Source organism: Cyanobium sp. Cruz-8D1 (genome assembly GCF_024345975.1).
Lineage (GTDB): Bacteria > Cyanobacteriota > Cyanobacteriia > PCC-6307 > Cyanobiaceae > Cyanobium.
In genome coordinates, this window is the sequence record NZ_JAGQCD010000019.1 from 1 (window position 1) to 23,792 (window position 23,792).

Annotated in this window: 27 protein-coding genes; 17 read left to right on the forward strand and 10 right to left on the reverse strand. The window is 65.2% G+C overall.

The window, feature by feature from the left end:
- The 13 genes from KBZ33_RS12325 to KBZ33_RS12385 form a co-directional block, all read left to right on the forward strand.
- The coding region (locus KBZ33_RS12325; protein ID WP_254954138.1) for a hypothetical protein at positions 1-452 on the forward strand (452 nt) is incomplete at its 5' end.
- Positions 453-454: 2 nt separating this feature from the next.
- Positions 455-976 (forward strand): hypothetical protein, encoded by a 522-nt coding sequence (locus tag KBZ33_RS12330; protein ID WP_255011783.1) that lies wholly within the window; start codon positions 455-457, stop codon positions 974-976.
- Positions 977-995: 19 nt separating this feature from the next.
- Entirely contained in the window at positions 996-1,772 is a 777-nt protein-coding gene (locus tag KBZ33_RS12335) for a hypothetical protein (protein WP_254954136.1), read from the forward strand.
- 5 nt (positions 1,773-1,777) lie between these two features.
- Entirely contained in the window at positions 1,778-2,476 is a 699-nt protein-coding gene (locus KBZ33_RS12340) for a hypothetical protein (protein WP_254954135.1), read from the forward strand.
- 101 nt (positions 2,477-2,577) lie between these two features.
- On the forward strand, positions 2,578-2,964 hold the full coding sequence (locus KBZ33_RS12345; protein ID WP_254954134.1) for a hypothetical protein: 387 nt from the start codon (positions 2,578-2,580) through the stop codon (positions 2,962-2,964).
- A gap of 84 nt (positions 2,965-3,048) precedes the next feature.
- On the forward strand, positions 3,049-4,491 hold the full coding sequence (locus KBZ33_RS12350) for an META domain-containing protein (protein ID WP_254954133.1): 1,443 nt from the start codon (positions 3,049-3,051) through the stop codon (positions 4,489-4,491).
- A gap of 54 nt (positions 4,492-4,545) precedes the next feature.
- On the forward strand, positions 4,546-5,790 hold the full coding sequence (locus KBZ33_RS12355) for a hypothetical protein (RefSeq protein WP_254954132.1): 1,245 nt from the start codon (positions 4,546-4,548) through the stop codon (positions 5,788-5,790).
- An 18-nt stretch (positions 5,791-5,808) separates the two neighbouring features.
- Positions 5,809-6,237, forward strand: a complete 429-nt coding sequence (locus KBZ33_RS12360; RefSeq protein WP_254954131.1) for a hypothetical protein — start codon at positions 5,809-5,811, stop codon at positions 6,235-6,237.
- A gap of 15 nt (positions 6,238-6,252) precedes the next feature.
- Positions 6,253-7,164 (forward strand): hypothetical protein, encoded by a 912-nt coding sequence (locus tag KBZ33_RS12365; protein ID WP_254954130.1) that lies wholly within the window; start codon positions 6,253-6,255, stop codon positions 7,162-7,164.
- Positions 7,161-8,396 carry a hypothetical protein gene (locus tag KBZ33_RS12370; RefSeq protein ID WP_254954129.1) on the forward strand — a complete coding sequence of 412 codons (1,236 nt, stop codon included), beginning with the start codon at positions 7,161-7,163 and terminating at the stop codon, positions 8,394-8,396. Before KBZ33_RS12365 ends, KBZ33_RS12370 begins: the two co-directional genes overlap by 4 nt.
- Before the next feature lie 113 nt (positions 8,397-8,509).
- The gene (locus KBZ33_RS12375; RefSeq protein ID WP_254954128.1) at positions 8,510-9,235 is read left to right on the forward strand and encodes a L,D-transpeptidase; all 726 of its coding nucleotides are present in this window, start codon (positions 8,510-8,512) and stop codon (positions 9,233-9,235) included.
- A complete protein-coding gene (locus tag KBZ33_RS12380) occupies positions 9,232-9,831 on the forward strand; it encodes a phage tail tip lysozyme (protein WP_254954126.1) in 600 nt (199 codons plus the stop codon). Before KBZ33_RS12375 ends, KBZ33_RS12380 begins: the two co-directional genes overlap by 4 nt.
- 19 nt (positions 9,832-9,850) lie before the next feature.
- Positions 9,851-10,117, forward strand: coding sequence for a hypothetical protein (locus KBZ33_RS12385; protein WP_254954124.1), 267 nt, complete (start codon positions 9,851-9,853; stop codon positions 10,115-10,117).
- A gap of 513 nt (positions 10,118-10,630) precedes the next feature.
- On the opposite strand, the gene KBZ33_RS12390 is transcribed toward KBZ33_RS12385, so the two are convergent.
- The 3 genes from KBZ33_RS12390 to KBZ33_RS12400 form a co-directional block, all read right to left on the reverse strand.
- The gene (locus KBZ33_RS12390) at positions 10,631-15,073 is read right to left on the reverse strand and encodes a peptidoglycan DD-metalloendopeptidase family protein (protein WP_254954123.1); all 4,443 of its coding nucleotides are present in this window, start codon (positions 15,071-15,073) and stop codon (positions 10,631-10,633) included.
- 158 nt (positions 15,074-15,231) lie between these two features.
- Positions 15,232-15,705: a DUF4915 domain-containing protein gene (locus KBZ33_RS12395; protein ID WP_254954122.1), complete on the reverse strand. Its 474-nt coding sequence runs from the start codon at positions 15,703-15,705 to the stop codon at positions 15,232-15,234.
- Between the two features lie 594 nt (positions 15,706-16,299).
- Positions 16,300-17,013 (reverse strand): LysM domain-containing protein, encoded by a 714-nt coding sequence (locus tag KBZ33_RS12400; protein ID WP_254954121.1) that lies wholly within the window; start codon positions 17,011-17,013, stop codon positions 16,300-16,302.
- Positions 17,014-17,067: 54 nt separating this feature from the next.
- Between KBZ33_RS12400 and KBZ33_RS12405 the strand changes: the two genes are divergently transcribed.
- Complete coding sequence (locus tag KBZ33_RS12405) at positions 17,068-17,223, forward strand: hypothetical protein (protein ID WP_254954120.1); 156 nt, start codon at positions 17,068-17,070, stop codon at positions 17,221-17,223.
- A 118-nt stretch (positions 17,224-17,341) separates the two neighbouring features.
- Here KBZ33_RS12405 and KBZ33_RS12410 read toward each other — a convergent pair whose 3' ends face one another.
- The gene (locus tag KBZ33_RS12410) at positions 17,342-17,665 is read right to left on the reverse strand and encodes a hypothetical protein (RefSeq protein WP_254954119.1); all 324 of its coding nucleotides are present in this window, start codon (positions 17,663-17,665) and stop codon (positions 17,342-17,344) included.
- Positions 17,666-17,777: 112 nt separating this feature from the next.
- The gene (locus KBZ33_RS12415; protein WP_254954118.1) at positions 17,778-18,590 is read right to left on the reverse strand and encodes a hypothetical protein; all 813 of its coding nucleotides are present in this window, start codon (positions 18,588-18,590) and stop codon (positions 17,778-17,780) included.
- A 136-nt stretch (positions 18,591-18,726) separates the two neighbouring features.
- On the opposite strand from KBZ33_RS12415, the gene KBZ33_RS12420 reads away from it, so the two are divergent.
- Positions 18,727-19,554 carry a hypothetical protein gene (locus KBZ33_RS12420; RefSeq protein WP_254954117.1) on the forward strand — a complete coding sequence of 276 codons (828 nt, stop codon included), beginning with the start codon at positions 18,727-18,729 and terminating at the stop codon, positions 19,552-19,554.
- Positions 19,555-19,713: 159 nt separating this feature from the next.
- Here the strand turns inward: KBZ33_RS12420 and KBZ33_RS12425 are convergent, their stop codons facing one another.
- From KBZ33_RS12425 to KBZ33_RS12440, 4 genes are all read right to left on the reverse strand, one after another.
- Positions 19,714-20,505, reverse strand: coding sequence for a C39 family peptidase (locus KBZ33_RS12425; RefSeq protein WP_254954116.1), 792 nt, complete (start codon positions 20,503-20,505; stop codon positions 19,714-19,716).
- Positions 20,502-20,873 carry a hypothetical protein gene (locus KBZ33_RS12430; RefSeq protein WP_254954115.1) on the reverse strand — a complete coding sequence of 124 codons (372 nt, stop codon included), beginning with the start codon at positions 20,871-20,873 and terminating at the stop codon, positions 20,502-20,504. The genes KBZ33_RS12425 and KBZ33_RS12430 overlap by 4 nt, the downstream gene beginning before the upstream one ends.
- Positions 20,857-21,219, reverse strand: coding sequence for a hypothetical protein (locus KBZ33_RS12435; protein WP_254954114.1), 363 nt, complete (start codon positions 21,217-21,219; stop codon positions 20,857-20,859). The genes KBZ33_RS12430 and KBZ33_RS12435 overlap by 17 nt, the downstream gene beginning before the upstream one ends.
- An 89-nt stretch (positions 21,220-21,308) precedes the next feature.
- The gene (locus KBZ33_RS12440; protein WP_254954113.1) at positions 21,309-21,989 is read right to left on the reverse strand and encodes a sigma-70 family RNA polymerase sigma factor; all 681 of its coding nucleotides are present in this window, start codon (positions 21,987-21,989) and stop codon (positions 21,309-21,311) included.
- A gap of 160 nt (positions 21,990-22,149) precedes the next feature.
- On the opposite strand from KBZ33_RS12440, the gene KBZ33_RS12445 reads away from it, so the two are divergent.
- The gene (locus KBZ33_RS12445) at positions 22,150-22,320 is read left to right on the forward strand and encodes a hypothetical protein (protein WP_254954104.1); all 171 of its coding nucleotides are present in this window, start codon (positions 22,150-22,152) and stop codon (positions 22,318-22,320) included.
- 107 nt (positions 22,321-22,427) lie between these two features.
- A complete protein-coding gene (locus tag KBZ33_RS12450; RefSeq protein ID WP_254954103.1) occupies positions 22,428-22,619 on the forward strand; it encodes a hypothetical protein in 192 nt (63 codons plus the stop codon).
- 302 nt (positions 22,620-22,921) lie between these two features.
- On the opposite strand, the gene KBZ33_RS12455 is transcribed toward KBZ33_RS12450, so the two are convergent.
- Complete coding sequence (locus KBZ33_RS12455; RefSeq protein ID WP_254954102.1) at positions 22,922-23,722, reverse strand: hypothetical protein; 801 nt, start codon at positions 23,720-23,722, stop codon at positions 22,922-22,924.
- Between the last annotated feature and the right edge of the window lie 70 nt (positions 23,723-23,792).

Sequence of the window (23,792 nt, forward strand, 5' to 3'; positions counted from 1 at the left end):
CTGGAGATCGCCCGATGACTCGCCTCAAAGCCAACGCCCTTCTCGATGCCGCCACGGTGCTGGTGGGCTGGACCAACCGTTCCGCCACCCGCGACACCGAGAAGGTGTTCAGCAGCGGTGAGGTGGTCAAACTCAACACCAAGCTCGATGCCGCGTCACAGTTCTCGCTGCTGGTCTCCCACCCCGGCCACAGCGATGCGGTGACGGTGGTGCTGCACCTGGCGCCTGAGCTGCGCGACGGAACGATGGGCACCTTTGTCCCCGTCGCCACCGTGGCTGTGCCGGCGGAGGGCGGTCGGGTGGAGGCCTACATCTCCGGCCACGACATCCTGCTCGATACGGCCGATGTGGATAACGCCTACCTGCCGGCGCTCTGCTTTGCCAAGGCCGTCGTCACCCCCTCGACGCCCGAGGGGATGGTGGTGGGCCTGACCGCCACGCTGCCGGCTTGACCATGGCAGGACCACAGATGACAGGGATGGCCGCCCAGGGACCTCTCCCGGCCGGGATGCTGCGCATCCGCCTGGGCAGCCAGGAGCGCTACGTCTGGCCGGTGCATCTGCCCGGCTGGCTGGGGCTCGGCTGGCGGGTGGCCGGGGCCGAGGCCACAGCAGTAGCTCAAGCAGATGGGGTCGCCGTAGCAGAGCTGCCGGCACCCATTGCCGCGCCTGCAGGCGAGCTGCTTGAGCAGGACGATGCAAAACCTGCATCAACCCGCGGTCGCCGAGGCCGGCGCCGCAAGGACGAGGCCCTGCCCGTGGAACCGGCTGACACCGGCGCCGGCACCGTCAGCGATAACAGCGACAGCGATGCAAGCGGCAAAGAGCTCAGCAAACAGGAGCAGGACGCTGAACCCCCTGCTGCTGGCGGCTCAGAGCCGGATCCAGATCCCGACCTCGCTGTTGATCCATCGCCCGATGCAGAGCTGGCTCTCACCGCCCTGCCCGACGACCTCTTCGACGACCCGCTGATCTGAACCACCCGAGCTGCTGGCCATGCCCTACCCCCTGCCCCAGCAACCCAGAACCGTGGGCGGCCAAAGGGTACGGCTGCTTCCCCCTATCGGTTGCCCTGGGGTGGAGCAATGGGTGCTGCCGATGGAGTTCAGTCGCTGGGCCGAGCTCGGCTACCGCAAGGGACCGATCCCTGCTGATGACCTGGAGCTGTTCTGGCTGCCGGCCGACACCCGCTGGAACGAACCGATCGGCTCGGCGGCGATCGAGCTGCTGATCAACCCTCGGCAGACCATCCCCTCACCGATCTCGGTGACCTGGGGCGACGGCAGCAGCAACGTCGTCCCCTGGCCTGCCATCTCCCGCACCGCCCCACGGCTCCGGCACGTCTATGCCCAGCGGGCCGATGTGACCGTGCAGGTGCAGCTGGGGATGCTGATCGCCACCCTCCGTGTCGCCCTGGTGGGTTGCCCGGTGCCGCCCCAGCAGCTGCTCAACCACCGCGATGGCGGTGGCGGAACTGGCGGTGTGATCCAGCCGCTGATCCCCAGCGGCGGCATCACTGGCGAGCCCTACGACGGCCGCCATGCCGTGGTCTGGCGTCTGCGGCTCCATCCCAATGGGGGCCTTGGCTTCATGCCGGACCCGAGCAGCGGCGAGCCGGCGTTGGCAGTGGTGCAGGAATCGGGCGTCGGCAGCCGCGCCACCCGCTGGTACTCCGGCGATGGGCCGCCGCCCACGACCTTGCAGCCGGCGCCGGCGGTGGGGGACTTCTACCTGGACCGCCTGTCGGGGCAGGTCTACGAACTCTCCGCCTGATCGCCGTGCCTGACACCAATAAGGGCCTGGCCGAACGGGTGGAGGTGTTCACCCGTGCCACCAGCGATGCGCTGCAAAAAGCGGTGGGTGAGGTGCTCGATGCCCGCAATCCCTGGCAGCTGCTCTACCGGCTCTCGCGGATCGTGCTGCTGGGCCTGGTGCTCTACACCGCCTGGCTGCTGATCACCCTGCAGCCGGACCTGGCCAAACGGATGAGCACCACCACCGCCGCCACCCTGCAGGAGCAGGTGGTAGCAAGACAGACCCAGATCCAGGCCTTGCTGCGCTCGGCGATCGAGGCCAACCGCTCCGGCCTCCACACCCTGGCGCTGCTGCAGTGGGACGGCGGCAGCAGCGTCACCGTGCTGGCCGCTGATGGGCGCCATGGCCAGCTGGCTCTGACGCCGGGACAGCAACCGCTGCTGGGTGTGGAGATGGCCGAGGCCCTCGGCCACGCTGCCCTGGGCCTGTGCGCCAGCGATGAAGCCGGCGCTCTGCCGCTGGCGGTGCGTTCGCCGGCAGGCAGCAACGGCGTAATCCTGGTCTGTCCTGTGGGTTGCAGCAGTGCAGGGCGCGGCCAGGGGCTGCTGCTGGCCATTTATGACGTCGGGGCACCCGGGGCCGGTGGAGATCAGCAGCAACGCCAGCAGAAGCAGTTGCAGCTGATTTCCCAGCGACTCGGCCAGCTCCTGGAGCAGCGCTGAAGGCAACTCCAAATTTGGCGTCGATTAGGAGTTCGCTTGGAGTTGGGGGACCCCGGCCCACGGCCGCTGGCAAGAGCCAGTGACGCCGCCCCCTGCTCTCCATGCCCCTCTCCTGGCGTCAGCTCGCCTCGCTGCTCGGCCCGCCAGGGCCGATGACACCGCTGGTGCTCTCGATGCCCAGCCCCCAGGTCAATGACCGGCGCATCCTGCTGCGGGCACCCCAGGCCCTGACCATCAGCCGGGTGGATGCGGTGCTCAGCGGCGGCACCAGCCCCAGCTGCTCCTTCTCGCTGCGTCATGGCGCCGATGTCTCCGCTGCTGGCACAGCCGCCACGACGGATCCGATCACTGTCACCAGCACCACCACCGGCAGCGCGATCACCAGCTTTCAGGCCCCAGAGATCCCAGCAGAGCACTGGCTGTGGCTGGATGTCGCCGCCATCAGCGGCTCACCCCAGGCGCTCACGGTGGCCGTGCAGTTCAGCTGAGCTGCCGGCCAAGGCGTCCAGGGCTTCTGTTGCGGTGGCAGGACTGAATCAGCAGGCTGGGGAGATCCTCCAGCTGTTGCGGTCTTGAATCAGCTGCGCACCACTGCCATCGCTGCCACCACCCTGCTGGCAGTCGTGATGCTGATCCGCCCAGCGCACGCGGGCACCATCACCGGCATGGCCACCATCCGGGAGCGGATCGCCCTGCCACCGGATGCGGTCTTCGAGGCTGTGCTGATCGACATCGCCCGCGCCGATGCACCGGCCACCGAGCTCGGCCGTGTGCGGCTGCAGCCTGCTGGTCAGTCGCCCTTCCGCTTTTCCATCCCCTACCGCGACCAGGACATCACCCCCCGCGGCCGCTACTCCGTTCGCGCCACGGTGCGCAGCGGCGAGCGCTTGCTGTTCACCACCGACACGATCACGCCGGTGCTCACCGGTGAGCCCAGCCAGCCGCTGACTCTGCAGCTGGTGCAGGTGGGTGGCGGCCCGCGGTCGTCCCAGGCCTCCTCACCGGTGGGCCGGCTGCCGGCCAGCTGGCGCGGCGATCTGCCGGATGCCGGCGGCACCACGCGCTGGCAGGTGGATCTCTCCAGCGATGGCGCCTACCAGCTGCGCCAGACCTTTCTGGATCGACCAGCGCCCAACAGCTTTGATGACATCGGCCGCTGGCGGCTGGAGAGCGGCAGCAACCGGCTGGTGCTCCGCGGAGGCCGGGAAGCGCCCCTGTTCTTCCAACCCGTTGACGCCGGCAGCGCCCTGAGAAAGCTCGATCTGCAGGGTCAGCCCATCACCTCACTCCAGCCGGATCGCCTGCAGCGGCTGGGGGCCTATGCGCCGATCGAGCCCCGCCTGCATCTGCAGGGGATGTTCCGCTACCTCGCCGATGCCGCCAGCATCCGGCTCTGCGCCACCGGCGTCCAGCTGCCGGTGGCGATGGAAGGCGACTTCCGGGCCCTCGAGCGGGCCTACCTCAAGGCGCTGCCGGCTGGCGCAGCAGGGAAACCGATGCTGGTGAATCTGGAGGGCCTGATCACCAGTCGCCCCTCGATGGAGACCGGCCGGCCGCCGCAGCGCACTCTTGTGGTTGAGCGCTTTGTGGGGGTGCATCCCGGCCAGGGCTGCGGCCAGGCCAAAACAACTCCAACTCCCGCCCCGCATCCCATGGCTTCTCCTTCCCTGCGCGGCACCCTTTGGACACTCCAGGCACTGCAGGACGGTGATGGCCCCAGCCTGAGCCAGCCCCCCGGCAAGCCGGCCGAGCTGCTGCTGGCGAGTGATCAGGAGCGCGTGAGCGGCAGCGGCGGCTGCAACCGACTGATGGGCGGCTTTCGCCTCAGCGGCGAGCAGCTCAGCTTTTCCAAGCTGGCCAGCACCCAGATGGCCTGCCCGCCAGAGCTGATGGCCTTCGAGCGGCGCTACAGCGAGGCCTTGGGCCGGGTGCGGCGCTGGAGCATCGACAAACAGAACCTGCTGCTTCAGGACGAGCGGGGCCGCACCCTCCTGCTGTTCACAGCCAAGCCCTGAACCACTCCCAACTGAACGTGGCAATAGCCAGCAGAACAGCGCTGCCTGGCTGCCATGGGGTCCTGGAGTTCCACCGGTTCAATCCGCGGTCCTGAGGGGCCTGCCGGCCCGCAGGGTTCACCTGGTGTGCAGGGCCCCCAGGGTCCTGCTGGTCCCCAGGGTGCGCAAGGCCCTGCCGGGCTGCAGGGACCGGAAGGTCCGGCGTGCCCCTCTGGTCCGGCTGGCCCTGCCGGCGCCCAGGGCATCCAGGGCCCGGCCGGCATCGGCATCAACTTCAAGGGATCGGTGGCGGCCATCGCCAACCTGCCTTCCAACCCGGACCAGGGCGATGCCTACATCGTCCAAGCCGATGACTCGCTGCGGGTCTGGGATAGCGAGAGCAGCAGCTGGGTGGACGGCGGCTCGATCCAGGGTCCCCAGGGTCCTGCCGGTGTGGCGGGCCCCGCTGGTGCTGCTGGTCCCCAAGGACCGGCCGGCCCTCAAGGTCCGCAAGGGATCCAGGGCCCTGCTGGCTCTGATGGCCTGATCGGTCCCCGCGGCACGGGCTGGTTCACCGGCACCGGTGCACCGCCTTCCTCGATCCCCGGCGCCGTCGATGGCGACCTCTACCTCGACCTGCTCACCGGCACCGTCTTTCAGCTCGGCCCGATCCGCGTGGCTGATCTGCCGGCCATCGGCAGCTCCTTCCAGGGCGGCTACTACGCCGGTCTGATCAGCCACACCGCCAATGGCGTGGCCACCCATGCCCTGATCATTTCGCCCAAGGCCTTTGGCTCGGCGCTCAACCTGGCCTGGAAGACGGCCAACACCTCGTCCACCGGCACCACGAGCGTGTTCGATGGCTGGGCGAACAGCGAGGCGATGAACAACGCCAGCCACCCGGCGGCGCAGTTCTGCCGCTCGCTCTCGATCGGCAACTACGACGACTGGTATCTGCCCGCCACCCAGGAGTGGGACATCCTCTACCGGGCGTTCAAGACGGATGCGACCGCCAATGGCACCTACTTCGGGGAGGGCTATGGCGCCAACCCCTACGCGGTGCCCCAGGGCGGCAACTACACCGACAGCAATCCGCCCCAGACCGCGGTGCTCGCCTTCCGCGACGGCGGTGCTGAGTCGCTCAAGCACTTCGACGAGAACTACGGCGACGATTCCTTCTTCCACTGGACCTCCACCCAGGCCGCCAGCGGGACCGCCTTCCAGCGGATGACCTACATGGGCGATCAGTTCGCTGCGAACAAGACGGGTGCATCCGGCACCCAGGTGCGGGCGATCCGCCGCATCGAGGTCCTGCCGTAAGCGGCAGGGCACACAGCTATGGCCAACTGGCTGCCGCGCACCCAGGTCCCCGGCCAGCAGGTGAGCGTGACCCACACCACCACGCCACTGCTGCCGGGGGCCAGTGCCCTGCTCGATCTGGCGGGCCTGGGGCGGCTGGGCCATTTCCTGGCCGTGAGCACCGATGCGCCGGGCTGGGTGAGCTTCTACAGCTCAGCGGCGGCGCGGGAGGCCGATGGCAGCCGGCCCATCACCCAGGACCCGGCGCCAAGCAGCGGCGTGCTGCTCGATCTGGTCACCACGGCTTCTGCTCTCACGGTCACCGCGCCGCCGGGCGGTACCTACTTCTCTGCCGATGGAGCCTCGGCCCCGAACAGCCCGCCACTGCTGCGGGCGCTGGTGCGCAACACCGGCACCAGCCAGGCCGCCATCGCCGTGACCGTGACCGCCGTCGTGCTGGCGCCTTGAGATGAGGCCAACCCGATGAGCAGCCGGACCCTGATCGACATCAGCCGCCTCGGCACTGACACCACCTGGCCATCGGTGGCGGTGGAGGTGAATGGCTACCTGCAGAACTGGATTGCGGCGGCCAACGCCCAGGTGAGCCAGCACCAGCTGCGCATCGCCACCGCGCCCAACCCCGAGTCCACCGCCAGCGATCCCTGCGGCTGGCGCATCGAGGCGACCCTGTCGCAGCTCACACCGGGCGGCAATCCGGCGGTGCTGATCCTCGAGGTGTTCCTTACCGGCACCAGCCTGCGGATCATGCCCGGCATCGGCAACAGCGAGCCATTCGTCGGCGCCGACAACGAGCAGGGCTGGATCTATCCCTCAGCCACCGTGGGCTGGGCCTCCGGTGACTGGAGCACCACACCACTGCCCTTCAACGCGCAGGTTGCCTGGTCGCTGGCGCCGGGAGCTGAATACTTCGTCTTCGCCTACAGCCAGCACCGCTTCACGAACAGGCAGGCGGTGCCGCTGCTGATCGCCCGCGATCAGGTCTCCGGCAACTGGATCCTGGCGGGCACGCCTCCCTCCACCACCTTTGACGCGTTGCGGGCCGTGAGCTGGAACGCTCGCTCCGGCCAGCCTTCTGGATCCCGCTCCTTGCTGCGTGACGGTTTCATGGCACCGGTGATGATCCGCCGGCCGGCGGAACTGGTGCTCGCCACCACCGACTGGAGCTACTACGAGAGCGCCAACGAACCGGCCCAGTTCTGGGAGCCGCTGCTGTTGCCGCCCGACTTCGCGGCCCTCAACGTGAGCAGCGCAGCGATGAGCTACTACAAGCCACCTGATGGTAGCGAGTGGCTGGCGATCGGCGGCCACGGCCTGCTGCTCCGCACCAAAGACGCACCCGCCCCACAAGGGGGCGAGGGAGGTACGGCGGCATGACCTTTCAGGTGTTCTGCCAGTCCTTCCCGCCGGGCAGCTGGAAGTGGACCAGCAAGGATCCGGCTTCGATCGGCATGCAGCTCGACGGGGCCTTCCGCGCCTTTGCTGCAACCGTGAACGCGTTGCCCGGCAACACCAGCTCGCCCCTCTCGGTGATCCGCTCCCACGCCGATGCCACCGCCAATCGCTGGGGGTTCACCTGGCAGCTGGGCCATCCCGTTGAACCGGCCCACCTGTGGTTCCTCACCGAGAGCACCACATCCCAGGGCGACACCCAATCGAGCAGCAGTGCGGTCTTCGGGAGTGCCAAGGCCATCACTTTCTCAGACACCACCAGCAACGGCGGCTACGGCTCCTACAGCAGCTCCACCGGCAACAGCACCGGCCTGGCCTACATCGACAGCACCCTCGCCGGGGCTACTTCTATCGGCGCGATCCTGCTGATCGCCCAGGACACCACCCCCGGCAAGGAGTTCTTCTGCTGGGCCCTCAAGACCACCGGCGGCAACGACGCGCTGCACCGCGACAGCTGCCATGCCCTTTACAAGAGCCCGGGCACCACGGGCTGGAACTCGATCGCCGTCTTCCCCAAGACCGACAAGCAGTTTTACGGGCAGGTGGTGCTGCTCGGCTATTCCGGCGATCGCTTTGGCGGTCTGCCCTCAGCGATCAGCTCAAGCATCACTGCCAACGGGCACCAGCTGCGCAGCGGCATCGCCCTGGGCCACTACGACTTCGTGCTGCAGGCCCAGGGGCTCTTCGATACCCCGCCGCCGCTGATCGAGCTGCCGGCGCCGCTGTTCATCGGCTCCACAACCATCCGCGGCGCCAGCACCCATTTCGGCAAGGTCACCCGCCCCGATGGGGTGATGCTGCAGCTGGGGCAGCGCTCCAGCGAGCGGGATGTGTGGTTGTGGGTGCCAGCAGGCACTGGCCACAACCAGAGCAGTCCCTGGAGCTCACCCCTGACCCTCAGCCATTGGCGTGAGTGCAACGAGCTGCATTTCATCAGCAGCCTTCCCCCTCAGGGCTGGCAGCTGGTGACGGGCACGGCAGACTTCATCCGCAACTTCCCGCCCATGAGTGCAGTGGGCGCACGTCACCACCCGCAGCAGGGTCCGCTGCTCTCCGGCTCCGGCGGCGGGGGAGGAGGAACCGGAGGAGGTGGCGGTGAAACGGGAGGCGGACCGACGCGACCCGCTACCGGGCTGCTCTGGCCCAGGGGGACCTGATCAGCAGAAGGGGAAGGAGCGGACCCGAAGGATGTCCCGACCGGACTCTTGAGCCACGTCCGTGTAGTTGAGATCCTGAACCCAACCGCTCTTGCAATGGCGGGCCCCATCCCATGACCACCCCGATGAGCGCCGAGCGGTTTGCCGATCGCTTCCGCTATTTCAAAGGCCAGGCCCAGCAGCAGCGAGGCGTTCTTGATCTACATGCCGCAATCAGAAGCAGCGACAAGGGCGCAGAGATACTCGATGAGCAGGCCCCCTGGGCGCTCACCTACAGCGAAGAGACGCCTGCTCCCGCCGGTGGGCTCGATCCCCGCGGCTCAGAAGAGGTCGGCATGGTCGGGCCGCAGAAGCCGGCACCGGTCAAACCCGGCGATAGCTACCTGCTGGTGAACGACTGGGACGAGGACATGGAGGCCTACGACCACACCGGCCAGATCCTCTGGAAGGTTCCCTGCCTGGCCCGGGGGCAGAGGGCGGACACCGACTGGAGCCATACCAAAACCGACACCCCACCTGGGCTTTACAAGCTCGGGCGGCTCTATGCGGACTACGAGCAGAACCAGAATCCGCCCTGTTCCGATACCGCCATGGCCTACGGCTGGTACTCCTTCGATATGGAGGAGATGGAGGGCCAGGAGGTGGCCGTTGGCCGGGCCGGGATCATGCTCCACGGCGGTGGATCGGCCTGCGGCTGGCCCATGGCCTGGGCACCGCAGCAGCCGCTACATCCCACGCTTGGGTGCATCCGCATCCACAACGCCGATCTGCGTGATCGCGTGCTGCCCCTGTACCGCCAGGGCACGGTGTATGTCGGGGTGTTCCAGGAAAAAAAGTGACGCCGGGCCAGGCCCCAGGGGGATGCACCTCTGGGCAGCCATCCCTGGCCCACGCCAACCTGCAGCACTGGCTGGACTTCTTCTGCAGCAGCGCCGTCACCGAGGCCAGCCTGGGCGTCATCCAGCCGCTCACGGCCGAGGAGGCCTGCGGCTTCCTCGGCTGCATGGTGGTCGAGACCGGCGAGCCGGAGCTGGAGAACCTCGACGTGGTGGAAGCAGGCAGCGGCGCCGGCCGCGGGGCCATGCAGTACACGGGCGTCCGCCGCACCGCCTACGACGCTGCCCGGCTCCAGGCCATCGCTGAGGGGATGGAGCCCAACAGCAACGGCTGGCAGGAGCTGTACTTCGCGGAGGAGTACGCCGGCATGCACGATCCGCCCGAGGGCTCGCTGATCGGTTGGACCCGGGTATTTGAGGACCGCCCCTCCTGCATGGATCCAGCAGAGGCAGCGGCCTACTGGACCGGTTCGGCTGCAGAGGCTCAGGGCTACTTCAGGCCAGGCACGCCCCACACCGAGCGCCGCCAGGCGGAGGCCCTGAGGGTCTGGGGATTGGTGCAGAGCGGCGCGCTGGTGCTGCCGCCCACTGGGGCCTGATCGCAGGGGAGGAGCACCAATGCAAGCCAACCCAGCACCCCGCCCGCCCAAGCCGCCGTTCGACCGTGAGCGGTTCGTCTTCAAGATCCTGGCGGTGGTAATCGGCACCCAGCTGCTGATCTATTCCCTTGCTGCTGGGGTCTGCGGTCAGCGGGCGCTCGATGGCCGCCCTGTCGGGCAGGTGTGCCCCGGCACGCTGGAGCAGCTTCAGGGCGGCTTTGATTCCACTCTCAAGCTGCTGCTTGCGCTGCTGGGTGGAGCAGCGCTGTCGCGGATGGACCGGTAGCGCCTGGGAGCGGGAGGGCTTGCTCCGATTGTCATGGCTACGCCCGCTTCAGCCGATGGCGCTTTCTGCCGTCAAAAAGAGGATTTGGTCCTGCAGCCGGGGCTGGGGTAAGACCATCAAGAGAAAACTGTGGTGCAGGTGCTCTATTGGTCAGGCCAATTGTCACCAAGTCTCAGGTGCTTCCATTCCATCTTGTAGCAATGGCAACAACGATAGGTGGCTTCGGACGCACTAGGACCCCGCAGACATGAGCAACGTTTAGGCCAGGATTAAGAAGTTTCAGGACAGCTTGGCACTTGAAGAAGTCTGCGAGTGAATGTGGCAACTGGAGCTTATATTGTTTCTGACCAGGCCTGGCTAGACGGATAACCGCATGAAGCCCAGTTGAATATTTGGTGTCAACGTATATAATACAATCAAGCCATTTGAGTGGCTGATTCGGTGGAATTTAATTTGCGTCACAGCAACGAGGAAAAGATACGCATGCTGGGAGAAGAATCGCAAACTTCAGGCTCAGAACACCTGCAATTGAGAGAGGTTTCCAGTGAAGCCAGTGATCTCAATGATGGCATCGCTGGCGGCGGAGAAGCCAGCGATGTCATCATTGATCGCCAGGAAAGTGCGCACACCGTTGGCCGGATCGTTGAAGGAGAAGCTGGCCACGCCGCCAGTGGAGGTGGCGGTGAGGGCGGGGAAATTGGCAGGAGTAAGCAGGGCCGTGATCGCGCTGGCGCTGAGCTGAGAGATGGAGCCCCTTGCCACGGGATTCAGCGCCTGGGCGAGGTTGCGCACCACCGGCGCATCAATGCGATCGACGCCGGTGACCAGATCGGTGATCCGATCGATGGGCGTGGTTGGACTGGCTGGCAACCGGGAATGGCTGAGGGAGGTGAGACGGAACGTGTCGACACCGCCCAAGCCCGTGAGGCGATCAACGGTGGCGGAGAAGGAAAGGATGTCGTTGGCGGGACCGCCAGAAACGACATTGGCGCTGCGGAAGTCGTACGTGCTGGTGCCAGCAAAGGGGTTGCCCACCTGATCGGTGATGGACCCGGCCGGCAGGGTGAGGAAGTAGCGGGTGTTGGGTGCCAGGTTGCTGGTGGGGTTAATTGTGAGGCGGCCGCCGCTGAGGCTGAGCCTGTTGCTGGTGGCGGCCTCAAAGCTTTCCGTGATAGGTCCAGTGGCCGAGCCAACCCGCAACTGAATCGTGCCGGTGCCGCGCTGAATGGTTTCCCGGAACGTGAGCAGGATGTTGGCGGCAGGGTCGACACCGATAGCCCCGTCGAGGGGCGAGAAGGCCGCCACCGATGGAGCAGTGGTATCAAGAACGAAGCTGCGCGCCACAGACGCCGTGCCGAGATTGCCGGCGGCATCAGCCACCCGTGCGGTGATGTTGTAGGTGGTTCCAGCAGAAGCAGGCAGGGTGGGTGTATAGCTCCAAGTCCTGTTGGTGTTATTGACGGTGGCGCTGCCCAGCAAGGTGTTGCCGTTAAAAATGCGTAGCGTTTCACCAGCAGCCAGAGCAGCGCCGATGGTGCCGGTGATGGTGGGGGTACGGTCATCGGTGCGACCAGCAGCGGCCACGTTGCCTTTGATCAGCCCAACGTTGTCGCTCACGCGAGTGATCGCGGCGGCGGTGGCCGGTGCAGTGGTATCAAGAATGAAGGAGCGAACAGCAGACGCCGTGCCGAGATTGCCGGCGGCATCAGCCACCCGTGCGTTGATTCGGTAATTAGTGCCAGCGGTGGCGGGCAGGGTGGGTGTATAGCTCCAAGTCCTGTTGGTGTTATTGACGGTGGCGCTGCCCAGCAAGGTGTTGCCGTTAAAAATGCGTAGCGTTTCACCAGCAGCCAGAGCAGCGCCGATGGTGCCGGTGATGGTGGGGGTACGGTCATCGGTGCGACCAGCAGCGGCCACGTTGCCTTTGATCAGCCCAACGTTGTCGCTCACGCGAGTGATCGCGGCGGCGGTGGCCGGTGCAGTGGTATCAACAATGAAGGAGCGAACAGCAGACGCCGTGCCGAGATTGCCGGCGGCATCAGCCACCCGTGCGGTGATGTTGTAGGTGGTTCCAGCAGAAGCAGGCAGGGTGGGGATATAGCTCCAGGTTCTGTTGGTGTTGTTGACCGTGGCACTACCTAGCAGGGTGGCGCCGTTAAAGATGCGCAGGGTTTCACCAGCAGCCAGTGCCGCGCTAATGGTGCCGGTGATGGTTGGTGTGGTGTCGTCAGTGCGAGCGCCAGCAGCAACAACGCCCTGGATCAGACCAACGTTGTCATTGACGGCAGTTATGGCTGTCGTGGTGGTGGGAATGTCGTCATTGATGATCGTCCCCACTACTGCTGCGGTGGAGCTGATGCTGTAACCCGTGCCTGTGGCAAGGGTCAGCGCTACGGTTTCATTCGCCTCAATGGTGGTGTCCGCTGTTGGATCGACCGTCACCTTGGCGGTGGAGGAGTTGGCCGCAAAGATCACCGTCTTGACAGCTGGCGTGGCTGCAATGCCGGTGTAGTCGGTGCCGAGCGTTGCTGTGCCACCCACCGTGTAATTCACCGTCAGGGCAGTGGTAGTGGCTCCTGTTCGGGAGAAGGTGTATACCAGATTGCTGGTGCCATCTTCTGTAACCGAGGTCGGCGAAATGGATAAAGTGATAACAGGCTCATTTACATCGATCACATTGAAGATCACCGCCCGCTCGAACGAGAGCCCGCCTTGATCGGTGCTACGGACGCGGATGCTGTAGGAGCTCTTCGCCTCGAAATCAGGGGATGACTTGATCGAAAGCTGGTTGCCTGCTATGGAGAAGGCGTTGTTGTCGGTGTCTCCGATGCCGGAAACGAGGCTGTAGGAGAAGGTGTTGCCAGCATCGGGGTCCGTCGTGGTCAGGTTTGCGACGGTGGAACCAGCAGCGATGTTTTCGTTGAAGCTGTTGACTGAGATGCCAAGGGCTGTGGGAGTATTATTAGCGGGATCATCATTTAAGATTGTTCCAACTGCTTGGCTGCGGCTGATGGCAGCATTCGACGCTCCCGAAAGATTCACATACAATGTTTCATCACCCTCATGAGTTGAATCACCATTGATCTGTACAACAACTGTCTTGGACGTTTCGCCAGGCGCGAAGCTCAATGAGCCACTCGACGCCGAGTAGTCACTGCCACTCGCTGCAGTGCCGTTGGAAGTGTTGAAATTGACAGCAACAGTTTCACCACTGACAATGTTAAGCGAGACAACAAAGGAAATCTCTCTTATGCCATTGTTTCCCTCGCTTGCATTTGCGTCGCTGATGGATAGGGTGCGAGGTGTGTCATTGGCTCCTGTCCTTCCGGCCTGTTTCCCGAAGAGGAGATAATGATCTATTGCCCCACGGTAATTTCCATCGCCATAGGCTGCTCTTACATCTGGATTGTTGGCAAGATAAAACTTTGAGTCAAGTTTGGCTGATCCTCTTCTCCCTTCATTGATGCCAATGAAATACCAATGGCGAGTTGCCTCCACTTCTTGGTTGGCATTTGCAGTGACAGCTTTGACGTCTGCATTATTATTGAGGTAGTACCAAAGCTGAAACGCATTTTGGTCGGTGATCCACTCTGAGCCGTACCAACCGCCGGGCTTCCCCCATTGGTAGTAATGACTGATGGCGCCGCTGAAGTTCATGACTCCATAGGCTGCCTCCACGTCGGGGTGGGCAGCCATATAGTAGATGGGGTCAAACTCTTGTGAGCCTCTACGGCCATATTTCAGGCCCCATTCCAGCCAATGGCTGATTGCTCCGGCGTAGTTTGTGGTGCCGTAAGCGTTGGCGACATCCTGATATCTCTGGAGATAGTCCTTGGGATCAAATACTAAAGAGCCACGCCGCCCTTCGTTGATTCCAAATTGCAGCCAGTGTGAACTCGCCCCATCATGATTGGAAGCGCCGTAGGCATTTCTTACGTCGGTATAGGTTGCCAGGTAATAGGCTGGATCAAAAATCGGTAGCACAAGGCGTGCGTCTGTGGCCGCAGGTGGAGGCGGATTTAGCGGCGGGGCAGATCCCGTAATTAGTGGAAGAGGATCTAGAGGCACGTTATTGTTTCTGATCTCAAAATGAAGATGTGATCCATCTCCTCCCGGCCCCTTTATAACGAAGCCAGTATTGCCCATCTCTCCAATCTTTTGCCCTTGAGTAACATTAGAGCCGTTGGCGACCGAAAATCTGTCAAGATGCGCATACCGGGATATAAAACCGTCCCCGTGATCAATATCAATATAGTTTCCGTATCCATTGGCCATGAACGGCCTTATTCTGACGAGGCCACTTCTTGATGCATAAATTGGTGCACCTATTGCGGCGTCAAAGTCGAGTCCATTGTGTTGATCTAGAATTCGATCGCCATTATAATCTGCAAACCTTTCATAGAAGGTGGCAACAACTGGAACATTCGAAGCGACTGGTCTTGTCCACAAGGCGGATGCCTCCAGAGACAGCAATCCGTCACCCCCCATGGTGAAGAAAAAGTCGTTCTCCACCATGAGCCGAGTGTATTGTTCGGCATTTAATCCAAGTCTGTGGAGCCGGATTGCGAAAAGCTCTCCCTCGTCCCCTGGTGTGTCCATGCTATTGAACATCCCATCAAGGTGATGTCCTAGCTCTTCAGTCAGAATCGCGGTCGCCTGCTCCCAACTAACGATCTTCAGCCAATCCTGGTTCAGATAAATCGTGCCTGTGCTGATCGCATAAGCCCCTGCAGCACCTGGCATGGCACTGGCTGGCAGCAACACCACCGGCGGAAGGTTTCTGAAGTCGCCTTGGCTCCATTCCCCCACAAGCTCACGCAGCTTCTCCGGCTCCCCCTCCAGCTGCAATGCCTCCTGAGCCGCACGCGTGAGGGTGCCGTTCTGCGCCCACAGGCTCAGGAGCTCTCGCCAATCCTGCAGGAGCATCTCGAGAGTGGTGAGGTCTGAGGTGGCCATGGCTGATGTGGGGGGTGGTGTTAGTCGAGAAGAGATGGATGATTTCCGTTGGCCTATCCGGTAGAGGCAGGGGGAGGAAGCAACCAGCCCAGCGCCTTTTCCAGGGAGCTCAGAAGCCGGGCCAGTGCTTGGATCACGCCCACCGTCCACAATCCAGCCTAAAGCCAGCAGCGCGGATTGTGAGGACCGCTCTCTAGCAGCATCTCAGTTCTAGGCATGTGGCTTAGGGAATCCCTCAGCCCCTCGCCGCCCCAGGCCAGGTCGTGGCCCATCAGCGAGCCGCTGTGGTGGCAGCTCCGGGCCAGGAAAGCCATGTCGTGCTCGCCCTCGGGCTTGATGTTGGGGGCGATCTCCCGGCTTGCCGGCAGGCTCCAGATCCAATCCCGCGTGCCCACGGCGATTCCGGTGGCGGTGCGGGTCAGGCCCATAACCTGGTCAAAGCGTGAGAAGCCGATGCGTAGCTGGCCCTCATGGCTGCCCACGCTCACCACCCGCCCGGCCTGGTAGGTGGAGAGCAGCACCGACAGTTCCAGTTGCTCCAGTAGGGCGGGCAGGCCCGGAGTGTGCTCGTAGCGGACGTCGACGGGCTGGAGTTCAGGGGTTGGTTCGGCGGGCGGCGGCGGTGATCTCATGGTTTAGCCCTTGTTGGCTGACTCCGGCCCCGGGCCTGCTGATGTGGTGCCTGGCAGGCGATCAGTGCCCATTCCTGCCGTAGCGGATGCCCCTGGCGCAGCAGTAGGTCCAGTAGAAGCTTCGTGCTGGTGGACCGGTCCATGGCTAAGAGCTACCGCGCAGGAAGGGGTGGAACTGCAGTGGATGCGCAGCTGAGCAAAGGGCTGATTCAACCCTAATGCGGCTAATGCAATTAATCATCACGGATCAGATTCTGCTAATCCATTGCGGCACAGTCGATCTAAAGGTTTAGCTGAATTTAATGCAAAAACCGCATAGACAATTTGGTGTCTTGGAATACCGTTCTGTGCGGATTTTGACTATGCGCATGCTGTAACGGCAAGTTTCGATGGAGGTCAGCATCCATTCGCCGCTATCGGGCCCTGGGCCTTGTCTTCTCCCCCTCCTTAGTGCCTGGGCTGTGAGCGCGGGTGCGGCTACTGATGGCGTTGGCTGTCGCCAGGACCAGCTGATGACGCAGCTCCTCGACCGCGACTTCGATGCCTACGTGGAGCATCTGGCCCTGCAGGCGGCTTGAGCCGCTGGGCTCTCCATCAGCCCGCCAGATCCGGTAGCTCATCCAGCACGGGAATAAAGCGCCTGGCCGGCAGATAGATCCACTCCCCCGCAGGCAGCTGGGTGGAGGGCAGATAACCCGGCACCAGCAGTTGCATCCCGGCCGGGATCGGTGTGGTGGAGCGATAGACAGGCAGCAGCAGGGTGGTGCCCGTCGGCAACGGTTCCTCGCTGGGCCAACTGCTCAGCTCCGGGTTGAACTCACGAAGTAGCGAGAGGCTGAGGTTCTGCTCGCTCGACACGCTGCTCAAGGTCTCCCCCTCGGCGTTGAGGTAAGCCTCGCTTTGCTGCAGCACAGGGTTGAGGCTGCGCAGCTTGGTCTCGGTGGTGCCATGGCGACCGGCCAGCACCGCCAGAGAGTCGCCATCGACTGCCGTGATCGCTTGGGTGCTTTCCAGCTGAGGGTTGCTACGCCGCAAGGTGGCCACGGTGGTGCCGTAGCGCTCGGCGATCAGGTTCAAGCTGTCGCCATCACGGAGCACCAGCACGCTGTGGGGTCTGAGCACCAGCTGGATCGACTCACCCAGCAGCGGCTGCACCAATAAACCGATGCCGCCCGGGCCATAGTCCGCCCCGAAGTGCTGCACCAAGCAGCCGGCGAACTGGGCCCGTCCGCCGGAGGGCAGACCGCCCTGGGGCGAGAGCTGGGCCAGATCTCCCAGCCACATCACCCCCTGGCAGGGGGCCTGCACCGTGCCAAGCAGCGTTGGACCCTGTCCACGGCCGACATCTCCATTCAGCTCCTGATGGACACCATGAATGCACTGCAGGAGATCGAGAGTCGGGTGACCGCACGCACATTCGCGGCGGTGATGGATCCCACCAAAGGTCCAGAGGTTCGAGATGTCTTGGCTCAGCTTTTGGCCGTTCTGGATGAGACAAGCAGTGATGGGGTGATCTGAGCGCCATTTAGGAGGATGAATGAAGCGTGCTGGCCAGGAGCCTGCCCGGCCCCACGCCAGTCCGTCCCCTGTGGTGGGAGAAAATCCGGGATCCGGGCTCCCGGAAGGCCCGTGCCGATCAGCCCATCTGCAGCCGCAGCCCAGAGAGCGCCTCACGCTCGGCCTCCAGCTGGCAACGCTGCAGCAGCTCCTGCTGAGCCATCAGCCGCTCATCGAGCTCATCCACCCGCGCCAGGCACTGCTGGATCGCCGGGATCACCTCCTCTTCCAGGATCGTGATCTCTTCCTCTCCATAGGGCTGCTCGATCCAGGTGCGGCGCAGCGGCAGCCCTCGCCGCAGCTGCAGAATCCGCTCGATCGCCTTGAGGCTGGACTCAAGCAGCAGGAACGGATCCTCCTCAGGCCGGCAGAACGGCGAGGCAGCGGCAGAAAGCATGGCCATGGACTCGGCGCCGAAAGAGGCGCAGCGACGGGACCGATCCCAGGGGGGGCCTGACGTCAGGAAGGCCCCAGACTGGAGAGGACCCGAGCAAGCCCCACAGGGGGCAGGCCCCTCAACTGCAATGGGCCGCTGCTGCCGCAGCGCGGGGGCCATGGGCCGGGAAGGTGATCACAAACGTGCGATCGGCCTGGGCGCAGAGGGGAAGGCCAAAGCGACCTCCGCAGCTGATGCACTGGACTTTGCGGCCGCCTCTCCCCCGGCGGCTCGCGGGGCAGGCCACGAAGCGCACGCCCTCATGGCGGAACACCGCTGGCGCATCGGGGGGCACCACGCAGACCGCCGGGATGCCCTGGCGCTGCAGCGCCGCCGCGACGGAGCGGGACTCAGTGGAGGCATTGATCACCAGCCCCCTGGCGGCTGCCTGCCGCACGGCGGCCTGATTTGCCGGGCCCATCGGGAAGTGGGTGAACGACCAGGCCGCCCGCAGATGGCGGGTGGCCCGAGCCAGCTGGATCAACAGGGCCTGATCGATGCGCAGCGGATCAGCCGGCTCGGGCCATTGATCACCGGCCACGCAATGGCGGAACAGGATCCCGGCCGGCAGCGCCAGCACCTGCTGGATGAAGGCCGCCGCCGGCAGACCGCTCTCGCCTCGGCTGAGCCGATCCCAGTGCAGCCGGGTGTGGAAGCCAGCTTCGGCATAGCAACCCTGATCACCGGCCAGGGGGCAGGTGGAGGGGCAGGTGTGGCGGCTGGTGCTGGAGACAGCAATCGGGCCGGTTTTGCCGTTGTCCGACGGGAAAGACAGGGAGGCACGGTGGGACTCGGCAGCAGCCACAGGAGAGGTGACGCAGGACCCGCCCTGCAGCCGCGCCGCCAGGCAAGGGCCAGCCACCAGCCAATGGCGCAGCGCAGCGGAGCCCAACGTCCACTCCGGCTGGCTGGTGAAACCCTTGCCCAGGCGCGGAGCATGGAAGGGCCTGCGCCGCCGACCTCACAACGCAGCAGATCGCTACTGCTGAGGCGGTAACTGGCAAAGCCCAGTGGGGAGCCTTGATCGCTTGGATCCGCCTGCTCGCTGGCAAGTGCTGGTGAGCGGCCAGCTGGGCCGCGTCGCGATGCCCTCCCCGCCCATGCGTGCGCCTGCACCGGATCCCGAGCCCTCGGCCATTCAGGCCGAAACACCTCCGCCACAACACACGCCGGTGCCGGCAGGGCGCTGGCCCCTGCCCACCCTGGATCTGAGCGTCTCGGCTGATGCCCTGGTGCTGCTTGGCATCTGCGGCTGGCTGATCTGGCGCCGTTTCCTGCGGCAGATGGTGCTCAGCCGCTTTGGTTTCCTGCTCGGCTCCCAGCAGAACGCCCGCTACCTGGTGGAACTGCTCGCCCAGGTGGCCGTGCTCACCGGCGCCAGCCGCGTTGCCCTGGGCACCTTCTACAACCCCGAGCTGCTCACCACCGGCTACGGCTACACCCGGGTGGCGATCCTCAGCTGTTACGTCGCACCGGGCCGGCTGCCGCTGGATGTGGAGTCACGCTCCATGCCAATGGAGCGCATCCGCGCCGATGTGCAGGACCTGCTGGAGCACGCCAACGGTGGCTGGCGGCTGGTGGAGGCCGGCCCCCATCTGCCCACACCCTGTCTGGACTACCTGCTGCGCAACCGCATTGCCTTCCTCTACGGCCGTCTGGTGATGCTGGAGACGCTGCCGATCGGCATCCTCAACCTCCACTTCGATACGCCGCAGCAGCGGCCGGCAGACCTGGGTGCGATCTGCCATGCCGACCGTCTGGAGACTCTGTTTGCCGAGATCAGCCTGGTGGTGCGCGGCCGCATCCTCAGGCCATCGCTGTGGCGCCGCCTGCTGCGCACCTGGAGCGGCCACTGATGGCCGTGGCATGGCGCATCAGCATCGGCTGAGCCAGCTCCATCCACCTGCAATGGGCCCGCAGGCCTCGAGCCCTCTGCAGGGCAGGATCGCAGCGAGAGCTGGATCCCAGGCGAGCCTCACACTGGAGAGGACCCGGAGCGAGACCTCTTTGCGGTTTCAGGAGAGCCTGTCGACAACGATGCTCCACCCCCTGCCTGGGGCATAGCGATAGGCACCGCCGCCGATCGGCTCCACCATCCAGCGCTTGCCGAAGTTCAGCCGGGAGAAGCGCAACCCCATGCCGTTGGCGTTGAGGGTGGTGCCGCTGATCAGATCCGGCTCTCCCCAGGGGTCGTTCACCACCACATGGGTTGGGGTGTGGCCATAGACGATCAGCCAGTGCCCTGAGCCGGTGGGGCGATCGACAGGGCCCCGGTGGATGTAGCCGCAGGGGACCGGGATGCCCCGGTTGATCTGCTGCTCGATCAGCTGGAAGTCGGCGTTCTGCACCAACCGGGCTGTGACGCCGTAGTGAGCCAGGGCACGCAGCTGGGCGCTGGCGTCGGTGGTGTCGCCAAAGCGCTGCACCACCGCCAGGTACTGGTCGTCGCCATTGGCGCCCTGGAGCGTGCCGGGCTTGATCGTCTCCAGCAACATGGCGCAGCTGGACGAGAAGCAGGTGCGGTCGCGCTGGGCCAGCTGGGCTGAATCGCGCTGGCTGAACCGGGGCACGCCGACCAGCGGGTTGGGGTGACGCAGAACGGCAGCTGCCGGCGCTTTGGTCTCCACCGCGGCCTTCCACAGGTTCCGCAGCTCACTGCCCTCAGCCAGGGCCTGGGGCTCGTGCTGCACCAACAGGTCCAGCACCGCCTGCAGCCAGGCGCGGTGATGGCTCTTGGCCGGGTCGTAGTGGCTGACGTAGTTGCTGGTGGGGATCGGAGGCTTCCCCTGCAGAGGTGCCTTGCTCATGGCTGCAACCGCTCCAGATCGTCCGGCGACGCCCCCTCCAGCCAGGCCGCAAAAGCCTCGTCGCCCATCTGTCCCACGGCGTGATCCGCTGCAGCCCGCGGATCGAAGAGGGCAAACAGCGGTGCCAATTCGTCACTGGCCCAGCTTTCGCCGGTGAGGGCTTCCAGCTTCTGGCGCACCACCTGCTCGAGCTCGGCGCCGGAGCAGCGCTGCAGCAGCCCCGGCAGCAGGGGATCGAGCTGACGAAACAGCAGCGGCGCGACCGCCAGGATGCGGCGCTGCACAAACCGCCGGGCCAGCGGTTTCACCACGGCCTCCACAGCGCCAAGGGCCAGGAAGGCGATGGCCAGATCAAGCAGCCAGCGCATCGTCCCCGTCCTCGTCGTTGGCGTTCGAGCGGAACTGCCCGAGCCGGTTCCTGGGCGGCAGGTGCCGCACCACGCCAGATGGGATGCCGCCATCGGGGCCGCCGCCACCTGGACCGCGACCACCGGTTCCGGGGCCATGCCCCCGGCCGGAGTCCATGAAGTAGGTGGCGGCCGACTGGCCTGCCAGGGCGATCGCCGGCAGGGCCAACGCCCAGCGGCTCTCACAGAGGGCAATGTCTTTGGCGCGGACCTCGCAGACCCCGACAAAGGTCATCAGCGAGAGGATCTCAGCGCCGACCAGGGCGAGGATCGGGGCGGTGTTGCTGCTCAGTTGGGGTGGTGCCATCGGCATTGCTGGGGCCGCCGCAGGCAGATCGGCCAGCCCTCCATGGGCCTTTGCCAGGCCGGCCCACAGCCCTGCTGCAGGGAGGGGCCTCAGCCCCCACCTGCCAGCTGTTGGCGCAGGGCGGCGATGGCCTTCTTCTGGGCCCGCTGCACCGACATGGCGCTGATCTGGAGCCGCTCGGCAGCGGCCCGCAGCGACAGGCCCTCCAGAAGCGTGAGCCTCAGGGCCGTGGCCTGGCCGGCTGGCAGCTGCTCGACGAGCTGCTCCAGCGCCAGCTGCTGCTCAGCCCAGCTGGAAGCTGGCTCGGGCTCAGGGGATGCCAGCTGATCGAGCAGGCAGGGCTCGCCATCAGCGCTGGCATCGAGGCTGAAGTGCCCCAGCGGGCACTGGCCCTGCTCATGCAGGCGATGGGGAATGCGCACCAGCCGCACCCGATCGCGCAGGTGATGCTGCAAGGCCCCGGTGATGCAGCGGCGCAGATAGGGAGCTGCCGGCTCGCTGGCTCTGCAGCGCGGAGCGGAGCGGACCAGGGCTTCTCTGGCCACCTGGATCAGATCCTCCCGCTCCACCAGCGGGAACAGGCGACGAGCCGTGGCGGAGGCAATGGCATCGGCCAGCGGCAGGTGCTCCAGCACCAAGGCATCACGGGCCTTGAGGGCAGAACGGCTGAGGGCCTGCGCCTGCTGCCGGCGGGAGGGAGAAAGCGGGGAAGCCATCTGGGAGACGGCGAAGAACCCCACCCCCACCGGCCGGCCGCAGCGCCGTGGCAAGGACGCCCGACACCGGAGGGCGCATGGCCCGATCCTTGATGCGGCGTGAGGATCGGCCGAGGGATGCGGTGGGTGTGCGCCGGCCCAGTGGCGACTTGCCCCCATGCCCCCGCTACGGTTGAAAGGTCCCAGCCCTCCAGTCCTGCCGGCATGGCCTGTGGTGAATGACCTGCTGACCCTGTGGGACTCGATCGCGGCCGAGCAGAACGGCCCTGAGCTCACCGACGTCGACCGGCAGCTGATCGATCAGCGGTTGGAGAGCTTCCTGGCAGACGGCGACCCGGGCCTCGATGCCGATGCCGCCCTGGATGCCATCGAGCAGCCGCTCTGAGCATGGTGCTGCAGCCCCCCTGCCAGTGACCGCTGGCTGACCCTGACAGAATGGAATGGGTGCACTGACCTTGAGCGGAACCGATGACGCAAGCTCTGTCTGCAGCGGTGGCATCCGCAGCCAAGCTCCCAGAAGAGGAGCAGAACGTGCTGGCGGCGATCCTGCTCGAGGAAATGGAATCAGAGGAGCGCTGGAGCGCCTTGTTCTCCGGATCGCAGAACCTGCTGGAGCGAATGGCCAGTGAAGCCATTCAAGAATTCCAGGCTGGCCGGGTGCAGCCGATCGATGAGCTGCAGTGAACTCAGTTACGACTGATCAGTTCAGACAGCTCTATACCCAGGCGCCTCTCGAAAGGAGACGAAAGATCAGGCGTGCCTACAGGCTTTGGCAACAGAACCCGGCCCATCCTTCTCTGAGATTCAAGAAGGTCCATACAACGCTTCCGATCTACTCGGCCCGTGTCGATCTCGACTGGCGGGCCGTCGGAGTGCTGAAGGACGGCACGTTGATCTGGTTCTGGGTGGGGTCACACAAGGCCTATGAGGCCTTGCTGCGGTCGCTCTGAAAGGTCTTCGCGCCAACCATCAACGGGTTCACGGCATCAAGCCGCTGCGGCCCTCGCGGCCGGCAGCGACCGTTGCCACTGCTCGAGCCACAGCTCTGGCCGGTAGCGATCCTTCTCCACCCACAGCACCGACAACTCCGCGGGGCTGTAGCGGCGAAAGCCGGTGAGCACGGCATAGAAGTCGCGCCGGTGCTCCTCTGCCGCCAGGGCCATCAGGTCGTCCAGCGCAACGGCCGCATCGAGCTGGTGCTCCTCGATCAGGGCCTGGAGCTGGCGGCGCCAGCGGCTGCTCAGGACAGCAGCCTGCCGCGCACCGATCAGGGGAGCTGGCGTGGAGGCAAAGGCGGATGGCACCGGCCGCAGGCCGCAGTAGCAGGCCCAGAACTCCAGCGGTCCCCACACCGGCGCGGCGTCATCGCCGATGGGAGTGGCGCCTTCCAGCTTGCGGCGCAGCTCGGCATCGCCAATGCGCCCCCACTCACCGGAGGCGATGCGGCGGTTCAGCTCCCACAGCTGCCAGAAGGCCCGGTGCCGCAGTTCCCCTGCCTTGCCCTGCTCGATCACCGACAGGTTGCCGTAGGAGATCACCAGCGAGGGTTCACCGATCGCCTCGGCCCAGCTGCAGGCGGTGTACTGGGTCCAGCCGTTGCGGCGCCGCCAGTTCAGCAGCATCCGCCCGAAGACTCCCCGGCTCTCCTCCTGCTGCTGGAGCAGCACCTCATAGGCGGGGATGGCCGGAATCGGCAGCCGGTTGGGGTGCTGGGGACTGGTCGCACCGAGAGGTGCGCTTGGCAGCGCAGTGCTGCTGGACGTGGATGGAAGTTGCGTTGCAGTCATGGGGCTCGCCGCTGATGGCGGTGCATGGCACCTGCTCTTGCCAAGGAGCCCAAGCCCCAGCCGGGGCAGG